Annotated in this window: 16 protein-coding genes and 1 CRISPR repeat array; of the genes, 9 read left to right on the plus strand and 7 right to left on the minus strand. The window is 39.2% G+C overall.

Translation table 11 applies throughout. The features are described 5' to 3' along the window. Window positions 1–66 precede the first annotated feature (66 nt). A CRISPR array of direct repeats spans window positions 67–2,997; the repeat unit is 46 nt; unit sequence GTTGTGAATTGCTTTCAGTTCTTTAATTTTAGGGATTATTCACAGG. 833 nt (window positions 2,998–3,830) lie between these two features. From I595_RS00005 to cas9, 5 genes are all read right to left on the minus strand, one after another. Further along, the gene (locus tag I595_RS00005) at window positions 3,831–4,307 is read right to left on the minus strand and encodes an ankyrin repeat domain-containing protein (RefSeq protein WP_054557346.1); all 477 of its coding nucleotides are present in this window, start codon (window positions 4,305–4,307) and stop codon (window positions 3,831–3,833) included. 2 nt (window positions 4,308–4,309) lie between these two features. After that, window positions 4,310–4,615, minus strand: coding sequence for a CRISPR-associated endonuclease Cas2 (cas2, locus tag I595_RS00010; protein WP_417926335.1), 306 nt, complete (start codon window positions 4,613–4,615; stop codon window positions 4,310–4,312). A 123-nt stretch (window positions 4,616–4,738) separates the two neighbouring features. Next, window positions 4,739–5,059: a GIY-YIG nuclease family protein gene (locus I595_RS00015; RefSeq protein WP_245628190.1), complete on the minus strand. Its 321-nt coding sequence runs from the start codon at window positions 5,057–5,059 to the stop codon at window positions 4,739–4,741. A gap of 152 nt (window positions 5,060–5,211) precedes the next feature. Further along, a complete protein-coding gene (cas1, locus tag I595_RS00020) occupies window positions 5,212–6,129 on the minus strand; it encodes a type II CRISPR-associated endonuclease Cas1 (RefSeq protein WP_054557348.1) in 918 nt (305 codons plus the stop codon). Next, complete coding sequence (cas9, locus tag I595_RS00025) at window positions 6,126–10,640, minus strand: type II CRISPR RNA-guided endonuclease Cas9 (protein WP_054557349.1); 4,515 nt, start codon at window positions 10,638–10,640, stop codon at window positions 6,126–6,128. The genes cas1 and cas9 overlap by 4 nt, the downstream gene beginning before the upstream one ends. Window positions 10,641–11,514: 874 nt before the next feature. On the opposite strand from cas9, the gene I595_RS00030 reads away from it, so the two are divergent. The 5 genes from I595_RS00030 (at window position 11,515) to I595_RS00050 (ending at window position 13,621) form a co-directional block, all read left to right on the plus strand. After that, entirely contained in the window at window positions 11,515–11,793 is a 279-nt protein-coding gene (locus tag I595_RS00030; protein ID WP_054557350.1) for a 2TM domain-containing protein, read from the plus strand. 41 nt (window positions 11,794–11,834) lie between these two features. Continuing rightward, window positions 11,835–12,137: a 2TM domain-containing protein gene (locus I595_RS00035; protein ID WP_054557351.1), complete on the plus strand. Its 303-nt coding sequence runs from the start codon at window positions 11,835–11,837 to the stop codon at window positions 12,135–12,137. Beyond that, window positions 12,128–12,466, plus strand: a complete 339-nt coding sequence (locus tag I595_RS00040; RefSeq protein WP_245628191.1) for a 2TM domain-containing protein — start codon at window positions 12,128–12,130, stop codon at window positions 12,464–12,466. The genes I595_RS00035 and I595_RS00040 overlap by 10 nt, the downstream gene beginning before the upstream one ends. Then, window positions 12,466–12,798: a 2TM domain-containing protein gene (locus tag I595_RS00045; protein WP_054557352.1), complete on the plus strand. Its 333-nt coding sequence runs from the start codon at window positions 12,466–12,468 to the stop codon at window positions 12,796–12,798. Before I595_RS00040 ends, I595_RS00045 begins: the two co-directional genes overlap by 1 nt. Before the next feature lie 67 nt (window positions 12,799–12,865). Continuing rightward, the gene (locus tag I595_RS00050) at window positions 12,866–13,621 is read left to right on the plus strand and encodes a LytR/AlgR family response regulator transcription factor (protein ID WP_054557353.1); all 756 of its coding nucleotides are present in this window, start codon (window positions 12,866–12,868) and stop codon (window positions 13,619–13,621) included. Between the two features lie 82 nt (window positions 13,622–13,703). On the opposite strand, the gene I595_RS00055 is transcribed toward I595_RS00050, so the two are convergent. Continuing rightward, window positions 13,704–14,891, minus strand: coding sequence for an LETM1-related biofilm-associated protein (locus tag I595_RS00055; protein WP_054557354.1), 1,188 nt, complete (start codon window positions 14,889–14,891; stop codon window positions 13,704–13,706). A gap of 172 nt (window positions 14,892–15,063) precedes the next feature. Between I595_RS00055 and I595_RS00060 the strand changes: the two genes are divergently transcribed. The 4 genes from I595_RS00060 (at window position 15,064) to I595_RS00075 (ending at window position 19,515) form a co-directional block, all read left to right on the plus strand. Further along, a complete protein-coding gene (locus I595_RS00060; RefSeq protein ID WP_054557355.1) occupies window positions 15,064–15,756 on the plus strand; it encodes a DUF4331 family protein in 693 nt (230 codons plus the stop codon). Window positions 15,757–15,781: 25 nt separating this feature from the next. Beyond that, entirely contained in the window at window positions 15,782–16,546 is a 765-nt protein-coding gene (locus I595_RS00065) for a DUF4331 family protein (RefSeq protein WP_054557356.1), read from the plus strand. Between the two features lie 76 nt (window positions 16,547–16,622). Continuing rightward, window positions 16,623–17,897 (plus strand): tetratricopeptide repeat protein, encoded by a 1,275-nt coding sequence (locus I595_RS00070; RefSeq protein ID WP_054557357.1) that lies wholly within the window; start codon window positions 16,623–16,625, stop codon window positions 17,895–17,897. Between the two features lie 526 nt (window positions 17,898–18,423). Next, window positions 18,424–19,515, plus strand: coding sequence for a BamA/TamA family outer membrane protein (locus I595_RS00075; RefSeq protein WP_054557358.1), 1,092 nt, complete (start codon window positions 18,424–18,426; stop codon window positions 19,513–19,515). Window positions 19,516–19,726: 211 nt separating this feature from the next. On the opposite strand, the gene I595_RS00080 is transcribed toward I595_RS00075, so the two are convergent. Then, window positions 19,727–20,515 (minus strand): DUF547 domain-containing protein, encoded by a 789-nt coding sequence (locus I595_RS00080; RefSeq protein ID WP_054557359.1) that lies wholly within the window; start codon window positions 20,513–20,515, stop codon window positions 19,727–19,729. Window positions 20,516–20,746: the final 231 nt, after the last annotated feature.

Here is a 20,746-nt window from a genome sequence, read left to right on the forward strand (position 1 = left end):
GCTTTCAGTTCTTTAATTTTAGGGATTATTCACAGGACCATGGTAAAAGTAAACGACGAGAACATCGTTGTGAATTGCTTTCAGTTCTTTAATTTTAGGGATTATTCACAGGGACCCTTTTAGGAAGTTCAATGAGTTTGGCGTTGTGAATTGCTTTCAGTTCTTTAATTTTAGGGATTATTCACAGGCGAGCTTTCGGTCAATGGTGTATATGATGTGTTGTGAATTGCTTTCAGTTCTTTAATTTTAGGGATTATTCACAGGCTGAACAACTACCTATCAGAGGTGGTTGTGTTGTGAATTGCTTTCAGTTCTTTAATTTTAGGGATTATTCACAGGTTAAATCCTGCGCATACGTTAAAAGGGTAAGTTGTGAATTGCTTTCAGTTCTTTAATTTTAGGGATTATTCACAGGACAAAAAATATCCAAACTAAAGCAAACTAGGTTGTGAATTGCTTTCAGTTCTTTAATTTTAGGGATTATTCACAGGTATACACGCAGCGGCATTAAAGGCTATGGCGTTGTGAATTGCTTTCAGTTCTTTAATTTTAGGGATTATTCACAGGTCTTAGACCACATTAAAGAGCAAATAAGTAGTTGTGAATTGCTTTCAGTTCTTTAATTTTAGGGATTATTCACAGGGGAACTGTTTTAAATCCTTTTATAATCTTAGTTGTGAATTGCTTTCAGTTCTTTAATTTTAGGGATTATTCACAGGCCATTTCCTTGCCAAAAATGAGAGCATATAGTTGTGAATTGCTTTCAGTTCTTTAATTTTAGGGATTATTCACAGGCTGCAGACTGCAGTAACTATATTAAGACAGGTTGTGAATTGCTTTCAGTTCTTTAATTTTAGGGATTATTCACAGGAAGCTCGATAACTACGAGAACGAAGCCCAAGTTGTGAATTGCTTTCAGTTCTTTAATTTTAGGGATTATTCACAGGTTATTTAAAATTGTTATTTATGCAAGTACAGTTGTGAATTGCTTTCAGTTCTTTAATTTTAGGGATTATTCACAGGGACCGCCACCCATTGCATGACGCTGTTTATGTTGTGAATTGCTTTCAGTTCTTTAATTTTAGGGATTATTCACAGGACAAGAGTCTTTAAAGGACATTGTCACTTGGTTGTGAATTGCTTTCAGTTCTTTAATTTTAGGGATTATTCACAGGAAAGGTAACAGAGGAAACCGTGGAACTGTTGTTGTGAATTGCTTTCAGTTCTTTAATTTTAGGGATTATTCACAGGCCGCTGGTCTTCCAGAGGCGTAAACGATGCGTTGTGAATTGCTTTCAGTTCTTTAATTTTAGGGATTATTCACAGGACCAAGTGGTTTTTGAGCGAAATAATAATGGTTGTGAATTGCTTTCAGTTCTTTAATTTTAGGGATTATTCACAGGAAGAGTAATTGAAATGTTACAAGAAGAATTGTTGTGAATTGCTTTCAGTTCTTTAATTTTAGGGATTATTCACAGGGCTAAAGATGTAAGCACAACTGTAGTAGCTGTTGTGAATTGCTTTCAGTTCTTTAATTTTAGGGATTATTCACAGGCTAAATTAAATAATTATTTAGAACGATTCTGTTGTGAATTGCTTTCAGTTCTTTAATTTTAGGGATTATTCACAGGCAACCTCCCTTTTTTTGTTTTCACTTCAATGTTGTGAATTGCTTTCAGTTCTTTAATTTTAGGGATTATTCACAGGTACAATCCCCCCAGACAGGCGGGACGGTCGGTTGTGAATTGCTTTCAGTTCTTTAATTTTAGGGATTATTCACAGGTGGGTTAAACGCTCAGACCACTTATCTGTTGTTGTGAATTGCTTTCAGTTCTTTAATTTTAGGGATTATTCACAGGTGGCGTTAATCATTTCAAAATCCCAATCGGGTTGTGAATTGCTTTCAGTTCTTTAATTTTAGGGATTATTCACAGGGGGTGAGATTATTGATTGTGACCCTTTTGGTTGTGAATTGCTTTCAGTTCTTTAATTTTAGGGATTATTCACAGGACTCTAGGGATTTTCCAACCCCATACCCCCGTTGTGAATTGCTTTCAGTTCTTTAATTTTAGGGATTATTCACAGGATTATGATACTAATTACTTCAAATCCTTTAGTTGTGAATTGCTTTCAGTTCTTTAATTTTAGGGATTATTCACAGGAAAAATATATAAGTAATCTTTAAATCTATAGTTGTGAATTGCTTTCAGTTCTTTAATTTTAGGGATTATTCACAGGGTGTGTTCATGCTTTTTTAAATGTTGACTGGTTGTGAATTGCTTTCAGTTCTTTAATTTTAGGGATTATTCACAGGTCACAACGGACAACTAACGCGGTATATAAAGTTGTGAATTGCTTTCAGTTCTTTAATTTTAGGGATTATTCACAGGCTTTTGGTGCTGTATAGTCTTTAAGCCAATGTTGTGAATTGCTTTCAGTTCTTTAATTTTAGGGATTATTCACAGGAAAAGACCGTTACCAATGACTTTAATGTAAGTTGTGAATTGCTTTCAGTTCTTTAATTTTAGGGATTATTCACAGGTCAATCCTATTTAGATATTTCCTTTTCAAAGTTGTGAATTGCTTTCAGTTCTTTAATTTTAGGGATTATTCACAGGGCCAAGGTCTGGATTTGTTTCAGCACCTTAGTTGTGAATTGCTTTCAGTTCTTTAATTTTAGGGATTATTCACAGGTAATTGCACGTTTGATGGAGTAGGTAGGCGTTGTGAATTGCTTTCAGTTCTTTAATTTTAGGGATTATTCACAGGTCTTCACCCATTTCAATTAAGTCTTATCGTGTTGTGAATTGCTTTCAGTTCTTTAATTTTAGGGATTATTCACAGGATCGGTGCTATCACTAATACTTCAGATTCAGTTGTGAATTGCTTTCAGTTCTTTAATTTTAGGGATTATTCACAGGTTGATGGCAAACTGACCTATGACTTTGACAGTTGTGAATTGCTTTCAGTTCTTTAATTTTAGGGATTATTCACAGGATACTTGCTGTAAAGAGCTGGTATCCTGTTTCTTATGTTTGGCATTAGGATAAGTGATAGTATGTATTGTTTTGCCTAATGTAACCATTCCTATCTTGTTTTTAGCATCCTAAAGAAAGTAATGCTCCCAAATCATTGCTTTAGCTCATGTCTATGTTATTTTTAATGGTATTCGCTGAATCTCGTAAACTCGATTTCAGTTCTTTAATTCCTGCCCTGAGCGTAGCCGAAGGGCTAAGGATTATTCACAGGATACTTGCTGTAAAGGGCTGGCATCCTGTTTCTTATGAATGGCATTAGGATGAGTGATAGTATGTGTTATTTTGCTTAATGTAACCATTCCTATGTTGTTTTTAGCATGCTAAAGGAAGTAATGCTCCCAAAGCATTGCTTTAGCTCATGTCCATGTTATTTTTATCGGTATTCGCTGAATCTCATAAACTCGATTTCAATTCTTTAATTCCTGCCCTGAGCGTAACTGAAGGGTTAAGAATTATTCACAGGATATTTGCTGTAAAGGGCTGGTATCCTGTTTCTTATGGGTGGCTTTAGGATGAGTGATAGTATGTATTATTTTGCCTAATGTAACCATTCCTATCCTGTTTTTAGCATGCTAAAGAAAGTAATGCACCCAAAGCATAACTTTAGCTCATGTCTATGTTATTTTTAATGGTATTCGCTGAATCTCGTAAACTCGATTTCAGTTCTTTAATTCCTGCCCTGAGGCAAGCCAAAGGGTTAAGAATTATTCACAGGATACTTGCTGTAAAGGGTGATATCCTGTTTCTTATACATTCCCTAGTCGGCTATAAAACAGCGATGGCCTTAAAGGGCTAGCCCAGGTCCCGGCTGCTTTTGGCATTGTGGGCCAAGAGCAGGGCCACGATGGCGTCGTGATTTTTAATGTATTCTTCCGAAATTTCTATGGTAGTGAGAAAAAATTGTTCGCCCAGGGCCCAATCCAACAAGGATTCGCCCGTTACCTGGCAAATGCAGTTGGGGTCTGCGCCCCCATTTAAAAGCAGGGACACCACCTTTGGCTTATTTAACAGGAAGGCACGAAAAAGACAATTAAAGCCTTCCCCCGTGTCCACATTGGGATCGGCGCCTTGTTGCAATAAGAAGGCAATCATTTCCATGAGATACGGATTATCTTGGCCCTCCCATAAAAGACGGCCTAGTATGGATTCCCCTTCCAAAACACCATTAACATCCGCTCCTTGAGCCAAAAGTTGCTTTACGGTTTCGTAATTGGGCGGCCAGTAACAGGCTGCGTTAAATAAGCGTAATTGCAGATTTTGCTCCTTCATGCTCAAAACAGTTCCAATTGTTGGGAGGGTGTTTCCGGGGCCACCTCTTTTTGACCGTGAAAGAGCTCGATCATGCCAAACTGCTTGTCCGTGATTTGCATGATGCAGACCTTTCCGTGTTTGGGTAGGTTCATTTTGGTACGTTTAATGTGTACTGCTGCGTTTTCCCTACTGGCACAAAAACGCAGATAAATACTGAATTGAAACATATTAAAACCATCGTCCAACAAATTTTTACGAAAACGGGTGGCCGCTTTACGGTCTTTGCGTGTTTCGGTCGGCAAATCAAAAAGTACAAGTACCCACATGCTTCGGTATTGGTTTAGACGTGAAAAATGGTTATGTTTCATACTCTTGTTACGTCAAAAGCAATTCAGGTTTTTCAGTTCCATTGCAGTCGAGTTTTGTCAGGTTGAGCCTTTCGGCTACGTTCAATATAAACTGAAGTCGAGACCTGAGGGCTTATATTTAAAATAGCTAGTATTCCTGTATTCGGCTAAAATTTGCAACATGTTACCATCCCCTTCCGCTAAAGCCCTTTTTTTATTACTACTACACTTTTTAATTTTCTTTTCAAAGAATATGGCCTGTTCAATCTCCTTGAACACTTCATACCACAATAACTTTAAAGGTCCTCGCTTATAGGTAAAACAGCTTTTACTTCTACCCAATTGGTGTTCTTCCAATCCTCTGCATACATCGTTGGTCACACTGGTATACAGTAGCCCACCGTTGCATTCCAAAATATACACCTAGTAGCTTTTCATTCTTATCATTGTATTTAAGGTCTTGACTACGCTCGACCTGACAGTAATCAGACTTTTCCATATTATCCAGGTCTCGACTGCGCTCGACCTGACATAATTCAGTCTATAAATATTCCTATGCTGTTGAGCGCAATAATCTAAGCGGGTTGCCATTCCTTCTGAAATTCTGGATATAAAATTTTTCTGCTGCTTCCCAAAAAACATTCATACAAACTATTGGTCGTTCTACTCATGGCCACCATCAAAGGGCTCCATTTACCATCTAAAAAAACATCTAGGGCTGGGATGGTCAACAATTGCGATTTTAAATTGGTGCTCAGTTCGCTGATATTCCCTCCTGCTTCCACCATTTCATAGACTACGGCATCTACATAAGGGCGATAGGGTTCCATGATATCATCGGCCAAACAAAAGGCATTGTATTTGTTGCGATGAAAAATACCAACACTGGGCAACATACCACTGCTCACCAATGCCCGTGCCGTGACCGCCCTTAAAATAGCATAACCATAATTGAGCAAATTATTGGGCGGTACGCCTTTCTGATTGCGGCTAAACCCTTCGACTTCCTCGAAAAGTTTTTGAAAATAATCGGCTGCAGCGATTGCCTCGTGGTTACCCGTATCCCCACTTTTTACGGCTTTGGCCCAGCGTTTTAGTTTCAAGGCGTTCTTTTCACGGCGTAACAAGTGGTTGGCTTGGTTGTCTATTTTGGCCTCCACGGTCTGCTGCCATAGGTTCTTTTTTAAGGGCAGACTGGCATTCAGTTGGTGCCGTATTCGCTCTGTTTGTTCGCTATGACCAACAAGCGGCTGCAAAACGGAGCAGGGCAGGTGTTGGGCATCACAGGTAATAATGGCCGTTTTGTTCTGTACCAGTTTTCGAATCAAACCATTGGTAATCGTAATTTGTGGGTCTTCCAAGACCACATAGCCCAAGTCCTCTATGGGGATGGTAGCCTCCTTCTTCCCTTCCTCCGGAAAATTGACCACCAACTGCTCATTTTTGGTGCTCAGATAAGCGGGGTTACCAAAAAATAGGGTGCGTTTTATCATTTTATAACTTTAATAATTTTACCCAACCTATTAATCTCCAATTTCCAGCATATTGATTTAATTTGCCTACCATCTAAAGAATTTTGATTTTTGAGTTGTGGACTTCCCAAACCAAATTCATTTTTGATTAATTGTTTATCTGATAAATTATTTCGTTTACAGAAATTAGAACGTACTTTTTTATCTTTTATATTAGCTATGACACGCGCTGCTTCCGCAGGAACAAAGTTACCCGTGGTTCCACTCCCATCTACAAATTTATAGATGTTCGCTACCTGTTTGCTATTTAAACTATCAATTTCAAAAGTTGTAAAAGACTCACTTTCTTCATCTGTAGGCAAATAAACCAAATCATCTGGTGATAGTGTAAAAAGAAATCGGCCCAATGTATTATCTATTGGCACATCTGTTCTATCTTTCCTTGGGATGTGCGATGTCTGTTTTTGAAAAGCTATTACTCGATTCAAAGGAACTGTTTCAAAATTTCTTTTATTATTTTCTTCATCCCAGTAAACATTAAAAAATAGATTCGTACCACTTTCAGGTATTACATATTTAGTAGATTTGTTTCCTTCATCTCCTACGGAAAACATGGTATTATGGGTGTACATTCTGACTTTATAAATGGGTTGATGGTTTTTTCCTTCATTTAATTGTTGGATATTTTTATTTAACAAGTCGATACCATCTTGATTAAATGCTGGTTCAAAATTAATTTTACCAGATTCATCAATAAAAGTCTTCAAATGGTTGTTTAAAATTTTCTTTATACCAGAATCCGTTATTGTATTTAGTTGTCTTTCGTTTGTAATTTCTCTCAAGGACTTTCTAGTAGCAGTTGTAATTTTTCCTTTTGGTGAATCGAACCCTTTAACCTTTCCGTAATACGTCTCTTTATGGATTGGCTTCCGTATGGCCCAATTCCGTTTTTCCTGTTTTTTCAGTACTTTTTTCATAACACCATCAACTTTCTCCCAGCCCCAAGTTTTGTTATTGGTTTTATTAATAATGCGTTGATTTTGCTTAAAACTAACAACCGTTTTCGACAGTTTTTCAAAAGTCTCCTTTGTGAAGTTTGGCCACGGTTTATGATAGGCTTTTGCGATTTTTATCGTTTTAGGTTGCCCCGTTCTTTTATCTTTAATGGTCTTTTCCTCAATTTTCCTCAGTTTAGAAACAAGCGAACGGTTATTTCTTTGCGTATTTAAGGATGTGATGTAATTCACATGGTCTTTTGTAGTACAGGCAATAACAAGAGCATCAAGTGCATGGTGGCGATGGTCTATACGTTTTTTACTAAACCCTTTCTTTATGTCATCGGGTACCGTGTTTATAAAATATCGGTTACCATGGCCATCTATTACTTCTTTACGGAAATCTGTGCTCTTGGTTAATTGGTTCATGCGCTCAAAACGAGGTGCGATTAAATCATCCCAAATGGCTTCCAATCCCCAATCTTTTTTTAATTTACTTGTTATTGTTCCCACTAAGGGAACTAAATTTTTAGACGTTGCTTCTTGCTCTCCTTCTTCGCGTACCACATTGCTCAATAGGCTAGTTACTACTTTGCTGATATACCTGCTATCGTTCAATTGTCGGTTAATGAAGCCTTCGGGAATATCTTCACTTAACAAAAACTTTAATTTTTTGGTATTCCCCTTAAAATAACCCCTACAATGACTTTCATAAGCTTCTAAATCAAAAAGCGGCACTTGTTTTCCTTGTCCTAAATCAATGATACGTCCTGCATTTTCTTTGATAAATTCGTAAGCAGTTTTGTTAGTCTTTTCCTCGTTTACGGCACTTTCACAGATAATTTTATTGCCCATAGAATCATCAAAATACCGTGAACGGGGAATAATATGTTCTATCTGATAATCGGTAGTGAATAAACGGCTCAACGGAATCGGACTGCCCGTGTAGGGAGAAATATAGCCTTGTTCCAACCATAATTTATACTTAACAATATCCGATTTTGATGGAGAATTATTTTTACGGATTTTTTCAATATCGTCAATTTTAATATTCTTATAGGTCTCTGGTGCATTGGCAAAAACGCCTTCTTCATATAATTTTAGAATATCTTGATGCCCTTTTGAATAAGGCCTGATATCGCCTTGAAGGGCTTCATCACCCATCAATTCTTTTAAAATGTTCTTGATGCGTTCGTTGGTATTTTCATTTTCGGTGATTGATTTTGAAATCCGTTCACGAGTTTTTTTATCATTCTTCATTTCGCGACCCAATTCCACATGAATTTCACTAAAGAAATCCTTTGCGCCATTGCCATAATATTGCCAAATATCCCGTACCACCCTGAGCGTTTCCATCACAACTTGTTCTACAATAGGGTTTCGTAAACTATGCTGCTTAAAGGAATCCAAATATTTGGTAATATCTTCTGGAGATTTCCATAATTGTATATCGCTTACTTCGGAATGTCTGTTATAAACCGCATAACAGGCTTGATATGTATTCAGACCTTGCATTGGGTCTTTTCCTTTGGCGAAACTTTTCAACAATTGTTTTGGGATGTCGTCATCGGCGAAGTTTTCAATTTTTTCCAAATTAAAATCAACGCTTTCTATCCGTTTCATAATATTCACGATACGTTCTTGAACGGCAGCAGGTATAGCGTCTTTTTTCCAATACGTACCTCTCCGAATTAAAGGCAACACCTTTTTCAGGGCTTTTTCCGAATACGCCCCGTAGGCACTATCATAAGGTTTAAACTTTTCAAAATTTTCGCGGAATTGGTTTATATCCAAACCATTTTTCATGGCAAAAGTTTCCAAAGCCCTTACATATTGCTTTTTATCCTTGACCGAATAAATGATGTGCCACAAGGATTTTTCAAAAGCTGGACTGAGTGTTTTACCCAAATCAATACCGTCCATTTTAGAAAGGCGTTTTATGAATTCGGACCGCGTTTCGTTGCAAGGATACTTTTTATCCTCCACATTATTCCAACGATGTGTATTTGTTGATAGTTTAAAATATTTTAATAATGCATTCTGACTAATTTCGGCTTTATCATTTAAAAATTCAAAAAGAGCCGCATACGCTTCCTGAGTGTTTAAAAATTCAGTTGTAACATCTTTGTTTATGACCGTTTTTCCATCATCTATTGCTTCTTTTTCATATATTTTGAGATTATGAATAAACTGCCAAAGTCGGAATTCTTGATAAATAGGGTTTGATTTGGAGATACATTTGATCGGCTGGATTTCCTTTTTTCCATCCTTGATAAAAACGCGCGATTCATAAGGGCAATTGGAAATAGTGGATTTTTTACTTTTCAACGGTCTTTGGTAAAAGATAATATCCTCTAAAAACAAATAATCAAATCCGTTTTCTTTGATATTGTTTTTATGCGCTTCATTACCCTGGTAAAGCTCCTCTATACAATCCTTGTAAAGTGAACGGTTTTGTAGCTCAGCATGTTCTTGTATTTGTTTGGCAAGTATAGCTTTGAGTTCTTCTAGATAGTATTTTCTTTCAATGGTTTTGATAAGTTTACCCCTTATTTTTTGGTCGGGATTTCTCAACAATGTTTCATAAATATAAACTCCAACCGTAGTTCCTGCATTGGCAAGGTCATTTTCGGTTTTCTTTTTAATGGCAATCCAATCTTTTTCGGAATCTACAGCTCTAAAACTTCTTTTTTCGTTTCCTTCTTTATCTATTTTTACCGCTCCGCCTTTCTCTAAACTGGTAGTGACAATAAATTCACGAGTTTTTCCCTTCCAATCAAAAAGCGAATCTTTGCTCTGCCTCCTATAAATCCAACCATTTTCTAGAATAACGTTATACCAGGTCCCTTTGGCATTGGTATCTTCAGTAGCTTGCACATCTGAAACCTTAAGGGCATGGTATTCTTCAAGCTTATCCTTGGAATCAGCTTCTTCCTCCCCCCTTAGTTGGTAATACCCACGCTTTTGGTTAAAATTTAGTAATATCCAAGCTAACTCTTCTTTAGATATTTTTTTAGAAAGTGCCTTTTTTCGCAGATAATAGAGTGTCCAATCATAGGGTATTTTTGATTGCTCACCATTAGCCTTGGTATAAAACAGTGACGGATTTTTAAATTGAAACTCCTCGACCATTTCATTGAAGGATTCTTGAAAGATGAAATGATAGTTATCGTCGCTATCCTTTCTGTAAGGTAATTTCACTTCCGTTTCAGGTTTAAATTGCCCCAAGCGATCTTCAAAATCAATGCTTTCCGCATAATGTTTGGGAAGAAACCCAAGAATGTTCAAAACACGATGTAAACGTTCCCTGCGTAAATTATCTCGCTGATACAAACGTCTTATTCCTCTATAATTGGTACGTGCTGCCGTTTGGGATACAGTGACACCGCTATCAAATTTTCCGAGTATGTCTTGACTCATTGGAATTATGCGGCTGCCCAAAGCTTCTATTTTGCCTTCTTTCCTGTTGAAGTCATTTTCTATTAATGCCCACCCAATCGAGTTGGTGCCCAAATCCAATCCTAAAATTCGTTTCATAGTACCATGGTTAGTTTGTAAGCGGTTGAAATTACACGCTCTTATTTTCTAAAAATATGAAAAAAGTCAGTTTTTTATTACCAAAGAGTTTTTATCTTTACAGCACTGAAAGCAATTCACAATAAGGATTATTCCGTTGTGAAAACATTTAAGGACGCCCTCGCCTTTCTACGGGGGCTTTTTTGTTTACTTTAATGTTTCACGAACTTCTTTGAAGAACAACAAATAAAAACCGTGAGCTAAAATATTTAAAGCGGTACTGGTTTATTCCAGTATCGCTTTTCTTTTCCTTAAATGTTTCAAGAACTCCTTTGAAAAAAATGTATAAAGTACGTGAGCTCAAACATTCAAGGCGGTAGATTTATTTCTATCGCTTTTTTCTTTTGAATGTTTCACGAACACCTTTTAAGAAAAATGGACAAAGTACGTGAGCTAAAACATTTAAAGCGGCACGGGTTTATTCCAGCATCGCTTTCTCTTTTCTTAACTTTTTCATCACATCCCATATATGCAAACCTTAGTTAAAGCGTAAACAGAGTATCAACCACCATCATCAACCACCATCATCAACCACCATCATCAACCATCAACGAACAACCATCAACGAACAACCATCAACCACCAACCATCAACCAAGAACCGTCAACCAAGAACCACCAACCACCAACCACCAACCACCAACCACCAACGAACAACCATCAACGAACAACCATCAACGAACAACCACCAACCACCAACCAACAACCACCAACCAACCAACCAACATTCCATCCCCAAAAAACAACAATTGGGTCATCCATTTTTTTAAAACCCCTTGAATTAGGGGAGATTTGGGGTATACAAATTAAAACAACAATCAATAAAAAGGATAACGATGGAAAACACAAACGAGTATCAGTACAACAGGGCAAAAGAACACGTAGAGCTAATCAAATCTTTTTATGTGCATGTGATCATCTATAGCATCACCATAGGGTTTTTAGCGTATTTAAATTACCGTACCACCAGCTTTGTATGGGTTATATTTCCCGCCTTGGGTTGGGGCTTGGGATTAGCAAGTCATGGCCTAAGGGCATTTGGACAAAACCTACTATGGGGCAAATCTTGGGAGGAAAGAAAAATAAAGCAATTCATGGAAGAGGATAGGCTGTAAGCAAAATAGTATATTTAAAGAACCAACTAAATAATCGCATCATGGAAAAAAACAATACGGATACCAAATACCTTAAAGCTCGGGAACGGGTAGACCAACTGCGCAAGTTTTATGTAAACCTTACCTCGTATGTTTTGGTGATCGCTGGCTTGGCAGGGTTAAACTACTGGATAGATGAGTGGCGTTACCCATGGTTCCTTTGGGCTGCCCTAGGCTGGGGAATTGGGGTTTTCTTTCACGCCCTGGGCACCTTTAACCTTAATCCCTTTTTTGGAAAAAAATGGGAGGAGCGCAAGATCAAGGAGTATATGGAAAAAGAACAAACAAACACCAAATGGAAATAATCATGGAGAATACAGCAGACATTAAAAGGGCGCGCGCCAAAAAGCGTATGGAAGAACTTAAGGGTTTTTATATTCATACGGCCGTTTTTACGGTAATCAATATCTTTATTTTGGGGAATATCCTGGTACAGGTAAATTACAACGCGGATCGTTTTTGGAGGTTTGAGCACTTTTTTACGTTCACTTTTTGGGGTCTTGGGCTACTATTCCATGCGGCCAAGGTCTTTAGGTTCAATCCCTTTTTTGGAAAGGACTGGGAAAAACGTCAGATAGCGCGTTTTATGGAAAAGGAGCGGAAAGAAATGGATAAAGCGGCCAAAAAATTCTAATGGATAAGGAACAGAGAAGGGCAAGGGCCATTAAAAAGGTAAAACGTATTAAAAAATTCCATAACCACCTACGGACCTATTTGGTGGTGAACATAGGCATCTTATTTTTACGTTTTACAGGCTTGGGCTTTGTGGGCAATGCCATTGACAACACCAGTACCCATAAATTGATCAGCTGGATAGACTGGAACGTTGTTGCCATTCCGCTTTTTTGGGGCATAGGATTACTGATGCACGCCGCTAAAACCTATGGTTGGCTTCCTTTTTTCGGAGACAAATGGGAAGAACGTAAGATTAAGGAGTTTATGGAGAAGGATAGATTGGATAACTAATGCCCATCGCCGTGGTTTAATTTTCTGAACGGTACTGCAAAAAACAACAGATAAATCTAAAGTTAAGATGAAGGTTATAATTATTGAGGACGAAAAACCCGCTGCAAGGCGTTTGGGAAGGTTACTGGCAGAATTAGAGGTGAACGTGGCCACCATGTTGCACTCCGTGGAGGAATCCATTGAATGGTTCCAGAACAATCCGCACCCAGATCTGATTTTTTTGGACATTCAACTTTCCGATGGGCTATCCTTTGAGATATTTGATACCATTGAGGTTAAAAGCGCCATTATTTTTACCACTGCTTATGATGAATATGCACTGCAGGCCTTTAAGCTCAATAGCATTGATTATCTGTTAAAGCCCATTGACGACGAGGAGTTGGAAAAAGCGGTAAAACAATACCGTGAAATACATACGGAAAGGGAACCTATTTCGGTGGATTTTGAGGACATTAAAAAACTATTGGTAAATCCCTTGGAAAGGGAATACAAAAAACGGTTTACCGCCAAGGTGGGCCAGCACCTAAAAATCATCAATGCAGATGAGGTGGAATGTTTTTACAGTGAAAACAAAGGCACCTATGCAGCTACTACGGATGGCAGAAATTATTTGTTAGATCATACCTTGGAGCAGTTGGAAGAAGAGCTTTCGCCAAAATTGTTCTTTAGGGTAAGCAGAAAGTTTTATGTAAACATCAACCATATCAAAGACATTATTTCCTACACCAATTCCCGGCTACAAATTAAGTTAAACCAGTATAAAGAGCAGGAAATCATCGTAAGTAGGGAACGGGTAAAAGATTTTAAGCTTTGGTTGGAGTAAGGGTATTTAACTATTTGGATTAAAGTAAAATGGATAGTTCAATAGTTTTTTCTTATACTGGATTTTTTGATGGGTTTTTTGCCTATTCCTCCACTCGGTTGTCATCAAAAGCGGAAGGAAGTAATTTGGGAATGAGCTTGATGAATATAGGCAATAAAACGGCACCCCCGGGCAGCATAAAAATGGCCAATGATGGAATGGATTTAAAAATATCTATAAGTTGCATCTGAATTTTTTTTCGCTCTTCCGCATCCAGGTCCTTGATAGTGGATTTTGCCAAAAGGGAAACCAGTTCCCTACTTTCCGAAAGTTCTTTTTTTAACCGCTTGCTGTTCCTTAAAATTAATTTGCCCACATTTTTGGTCATGCCCTCGTAAAATTTTGAGGCCAGATTGGTGTCCTTTAAATACGGGATGCTATCCCTATTTTTTTTAAAAAATTGTTGTACGTTTTTAAAAGCGGTCTGGGCGTCCATCTCGGTCTTTTGCAATGGGCCTAAAAGCGTGGCAATAAAGGCAGATTCCGTTGGGTCTATATGGGCATCTTCCCAAACGGCCAAACAGGCAAAATCCAACAGATAGTCTTTTTCAAGTGTGCTTAGGTTTTCTGGTATCATTTGCAGGTAAGAGCCTTGAAACCGGGTGCTGCTATGGTCTACATAGCTCAACGAGGCCTCCAAAAGCTGAATGAGCTTAAGGTCGTTTTCTTTGGCTTGTTTGGAGTACAGTGCGTGGTTCGCAAGGTTAATGATAATATACTCCAATATACGGGCATGCTGTTCCAGATTTGGTGTTTTGCGCAAATAGGCCTGAAAAACCAGGACATCTACATACAACAGTGAATTGGTAAGACTGTTGCCTATGGCCTTGTTAAACACGTTACCGTTGAGGTAAATTCTGGAATCCAACAGTTTTTCTAATTGTGAAACGGTTTTGGTGCCCGATAAAATCTTACTAAGAAAAGAAATGCTTCCCAATTCCATTTTTTGGTAATAAGTAAATACCGTCTCCACAAATACTTCAAAATCTGAATTCTGGGTTTCAAAATGGTAAGCAAAATAAAGTGCGGTAAGCAAGTTGATTTTTGCTACTTCGTCCTCAGAAAGTTGATGTTCCGATGGAATAAAACCGGAAATATTTAAATGGATGCCATAAATAAATCCGTTTTGCAGAAGTTCCTGGTAGAGCTCCTTATGGTTGGCATAAGGCGTTTTTTCCGTTTTAACGAGCGAACCAAATTTGGTAATCCAACCTTGGGCAGAGGGATTCATGAAATTTATTTAACACATCAAAGAAACATAAATTAAAAGACAATGGCTACACAACAACGGGTTAAATACCATCGGGCAAAGGTTGTGGGCCTATTTTAAATTTTAACACCAAAAACCAAACCCTCTACCATCGGGTTCCGTAGGTAAGGACAAATAACTAAAACAGTGTAAGATGAAAAAAAGAACAAAGTACCTTATGGGGATTGGCAGTATTGTGGTCGCTACCCTCATTTTTGTAGCCGCAGACCACATTGACGCACCGGGCAGTATGGGCACCTCTGCAGATATTGCGGATTATTTTGCTTTTGAGCCCACAGAAGGGGCCAATGAAACTACCTTCATTGTAGATCTACAGTCTAACGTACTTCCAGACCTGGCCTACGGAACCTTTGACGAGGATGTGTTGACCGAAATTAACATTGACCTGGATGGGGATTTGATAGAGGATACCGTAATCCAGGCCATTCCCAGAAATGGGAGAATGTTTTTTTTTGGCCCGGCCACTCCCGGTCAGACCGGACTTAACGGACCAGTATTAATGGATGCAGCGCTAGGGGATGTGGAAATTTCCGATGCTACGGCGATTGTGGAGACCACAGCAGCGGGAGTAAAGCTCTTTGCAGGCCCAAGGCAAGACCCGTTCTTTTTTGATTTTTTTCAATTCAATGCCGTCATCAACCCGGCAATGGATGCCGCTCCTAGGGGCTTTTTGCCCAGTGGTGAGGCAGAAGATACTTTTGACGGGGCAAACACTTTAAGTATTGCCATTGAAATACCCAATAGCCTGCTTGGGACCCCAACGGCAACCAATGCCTTGGGAATTACCGTTTACAACACATGGGTAACCACAAACAGAAAACAATAGATTTTAATTCAAAAAAATAATACAAATGCAAAAAAGTAAGATAACATATTCATTTTTAGCGCTTTTCACCATGGTTACCTTGGTTTCTTGTACCGATAATGATGATGGAATGATGGTAGACCAAATACCCACTTGTGAGGATGGTATATTGAACGGGAACGAAACAGGTATTGATTGTGGTGGGTCCTGCATGCCCTGCGATGCCATGGGAACAAACCCGGATTTCAGCGGAACCTATGCCCAGGTAGATTTTATGGGTAGACCCGGTATCAACACTGTTTTGAGTGTTGATGGTGCCACCAAGGATGCACATAATGGAGCCATACCTTCTGAGATGGGTTCCAGCTTCCAGCCTGCATTTGAGGCACGCTTAGAACAATACCATGATGTTTATGCCGTGAAGTTGGGTCTAGATCCCGCAGCAGTAAATTATGAAAACAATATACTAGGATTGGATGCCACCACATTGACCACCGTTTTGGCCGCGGACGTGCTGCAGGTTGCCCCGGATTTGCCTACCACGTATTTTGATCCGGGTACCGACTCGGACAATGACGGCAGAATTTTAGTACCGGACGGTGATGAGGTGGCCTTGACCGGTAGAAGGTTAACGGATGATATTATAGACATTTCTTTGATTCTTTTGTTTGGGGGCACAGAGGGAAATCGCTTTAGTGGCCAGGATATAGACATGGACGGGACTCCCGATCTTCCAAGATTGACTTCCGACGGTGTTTCACTCACCGCAGAGATCACTACGGAATTCCCCTATATAGGAAATCCAGAATAGTAATTGTTATGGGAAAGAGAAAAAAGGAGGGCCGTTTGGCCTTTCCTTTCCTTATAATCATAAAAAAATACACCTTATGAAAAATATCATACCACTTATCATCATCACACTGATGCTTTCTTGTAAACAGCAAAACAGCGACATTACCAATAGCGCAGATTACAATCCATATCTAGGTGATATTACCGTAAGGACAAGTTCTAAGTATTTTGAACTCTGGAACGGTAAAATAAAACCGGATAGCTTACAGCTATTGAGTTTTGGGCATGTTGCCGCAGAATATGGCCGTTACTTTAAGGAAACCGGTGCTATTGATTTTCTAATCAAGGCAGAGCGGGCCCTTAAAAAGGCCGTGGAGATTGCCCATATCAACAAAGAAGCGTACTTACGGGCATTGGCAAGAAATTATATTTCCCAACACCGGTTTAGGGAGGCACTTAATTTGGCAAAGGACGCAGCGGAATTGGGTGGAGGCCTAAAAGAGACCCAGAGCCTTTTGTTTGATGTGCATATGGAGTTGGGAAACCATGATTTGGCAAAGGACTATTTAGATAGGATTGCAGATATGTCAGATTTTGGGTATTTAATAAGAGTGGCTAAATGGAACGATTATAAAGGCGACCTGGATACTACCATCAATTTTATGGAAAAGGCTATAGAAAAGGCGGAGTCTTCCAACAATAGCGGCTTACGCATATGGTCCTATACCAATATTGCCGATTATTACGGCCATGCCGGACGCATCCGGGACGCGTATGAACATTATTTGAAAGCATTGGCCCTAGACCCCAACAACGCCTATGCAAAAAAAGGTATCGCATGGATCGTCTTTTCCCATGAACAAAAGCCATCGGAAGCACTTCGCATTTTGGATGCCGTCACCAAATATTATAAAACACCAGATATGTTTCTGTTAAAGGCGGAGATAGCGGAATTCATGGGAGACACCCAAAAACAGGCCCAAAACTTGGATATTTTTGTAACTGCGGTTGCCAATAAACAATACGGGGATATGTACAATGGGCATAATGTAGCGTACCATTTAAAACACACAAACGCGGAAAGCAAGGCTATTAGGCTCGCAGAAACCGAGATTGGGAACAGGCCAACGCCAGAATCCTATCATTTATTGGCCATGGCATATTATGAGACCCAACAATATCAAAAAGCGTTACGGATTGTAGAGGAACATATCATGCATAAGACCTATGAACCTGCCATTTTATTGAACGCTGCCCAAATTTATAAGGCAAATCACAAACCAAAAATCGTTAAGGCGCTCAAAGCGGAACTTTTGGATGCTGGCTATGAGTTGGGGCCAAGCTCCTTGGCAGAAATAAACAGCCTGTAGATTGGATTGGTTGTTTACTAGAACACCGGATTCTTTGTGGCCAAGGTGTTTGGTAAACCAACTAGTGGGCTTCCCATGGCATTATGGAGATGAACAGGTTAAGGGCTGAGCTTCCATTTATACCAAAGGAAGCGTAAGGATAATACCCTATTTTTTTCCGATGGCGATATCTATTGAAGATGCTGGTTACCCAAACCCTGGGTAAAATACGGTCTTAAAAAAATTGGTAAGTTTTGTTCCATTTGTCGCACTAATCCCTGGATTGCTTCATATGGCTGGCAGAAGAGTACTACCTTTAGATGCCATGATGTTTTTTAACCGGTCTAAACAACAACATGTTAGCTGGAGTGATTTAGAGGAATGGGAGATAGTATCGAGAAAAGTCTTTAAACTAAAATATTGATTCCATGATTGCCTGCCCGTAAACAGGTACACATGTCAAGGATTTCATCAATAGGATTAACTCCAAAAAAAATTGCTCAAAATGCAAAACGGGTTATGCTAAAATTCATTAAGCCTTAATAGCATGCATAAAAAGCTGTTGATTTTTTGTTTTTTTATTTTTTTCGCCCTGTGGGGAGGTGCCCAAGATGTCCAGAATAAAAGTAACGATACCGTTAAAAAATTTAGGTTAACCGGCTTACCCGTGTTATTCTATTTGCCTGAAACGGGTTTGGGTTACGGTGGACTGGGTATTGCCACTTTTAGATTTAAAAATGAACCAGAGCAGAGTAGGGCCTCATCGACACAATTGGCCGTAAGCTACACCACCAAAAACCAACTCCTCATTTTTGCACCCTTTGAGTTGTATTGGAAACAAGAACGGTGGCGCTTGGTGGGTGAATTAGGGTATTTTAAATATTTCTATAATTTTTATGGGCTTGGTATAGACTCCAATCAAGCAGACTTTGAGACCTATGAAGTAACGTTTCCCAGGCTCAGGGTATCCTTGCTTAAGGAGGTATGGCCTAAAATCTCTGTTGGATTGGGGTACGAACTGGATATTTACCATGATTTTGTCAGCAAGGAAAATGGTATTTTGGAACGCACAGATATTCCCGGCAAAAGGGGTGGTACGGTGTCCAATTTGGGGCTGCTCGTCTTTTATGACACTAGGGATGATATTTTTCAACCTACCCGAGGTTTTTTTGTACAAGCCGCTGCTTTTTCTGCCATGGATTTTTTAGGAGCTTCCTTTTCCTATGCCAAATTTAGTCTGGACAGTAGGTTCTACCAGAAAATAAAGGGCCAGCATATCATAGCGACCAATCTTTTTTTGGCTAATAATGGCCAAGGTGCCCCACTTTACGATTTAAATAGACTGGGCACCAATCGCACCAGGGGCTTCAATGATAGACGTTACCAAGATAATGGGGAACTTAGTTTTTCTATGGAATACCGTTTTCCACTATCTGGGCGGTTTGGAGGAACGTTTTTTGCATCCACAGGTACGGTGGCCCCAAATTTTAGTGCGCTTTTTTCTTCTAGGTACAGAAACACGGCAGGTGCGGGCCTTAGGTACACCATTAACAAGAAAGAGGGAATACGACTTAGGGTAGACTATGGGCAAAGTGCGGAAGGTGGTAACCTTTATCTAACCGTTAGGGAAGCCTTTTAGCTAAGGTGCTGCCCGGTATGCATTGTTACTAGCGTAAACCACCAGTCGTAACTTTGAGTGATTTTGATGAATAAAAAAAGTATCAAGAACGGTTGTTAAACTAAAGTGTTGGTTCCGAGCCTAGCTGTTCTCAGGTGGGTGCGAATAGCTGCGATTACATTGGCGTAATTCACTCACCCAAATTGAAAAAAAAATCAAAATGCCCAACAGCTTAAAGTGTTATAAAATTGTCCAATGCCAGGGTCCAATCATAGTTCTTGTAGCTGATGTTCACCCCCTTTGCAGATGGAATAATGCCGTATTGCACTAGGATGTTCCCAACGCCACGTTCCCCACCAAAATCTCCCCTAAACCAACTAAATAATGCGGTTACTTTTACCGTGTTGGAACTAGAATCATACAGGGAGGTTTCTTTAAGGTACCTTTCTGTGCCTTGGTTCAACTGCTCTTCTAAGCGCTCCGGGGAATAGATAGCTACCGGAGGGCAGTCTTTGGCCCCACAGTTTAAGGCAAAATGTACCCTGTAGTCCCGTTTGCTTACACGAAGCTTACGTTCCAGTGCATCGGGAAATATTTTTCTGAAGTACCCAAGGCCAAGTTCCCATTGAGACTTTCTAATGATACCATGCTCTATTTTAGAAAAAGAAATGGTTTGGCCGGCTATGTTAATTTGTTCCTTGGAAAAGAAATCCCGCCTATCTTTATACAGTTCTGGTTGATTCCTTAAGAATACTTGTATATAAGCATTGTAAATGTTGAGCCAAAAAGCATATCTCTGTTGGTCCGTGACCAATGTTTTTTGAATTTGCTTTAGGCTAGTGTTGGCCAACTGTTCCTGTATTTCCGCCGTACCTTCCCCTTGCTGTATTTTTTTAAGGAACTGCTCGGATAGTTCGTTTAGTTCGGTAGTGCCTCCGCCAGATGGGGAAAAGGTGGCCTCTTTTACTTTGCAGCAACTTAAGAGTAAAAGAAAAATTATGGTAAAAAAGTGATTTTTCATGGTTTAAAATTTACTGTTATTCTAGCCGTATAACATGAAAACGGTTGTCCGTACCTTGCCTAAGAATCAACACTGTTTTTTTTCATTGGCAAAGGTAGTGGGTTGTCACCTGCTTTATGGTACATACGTAAAACAAGTCGTATGGGTTTGGTCGTAATCATTAATCATATCTTTCATTAAAATTTTAAAACCAGTGGCCATACAATACCGTATGTACTGTAAATTGCAAGA

The organism is Croceitalea dokdonensis DOKDO 023 (genome assembly GCF_001306415.1).
GTDB lineage: Bacteria > Bacteroidota > Bacteroidia > Flavobacteriales > Flavobacteriaceae > Croceitalea > Croceitalea dokdonensis.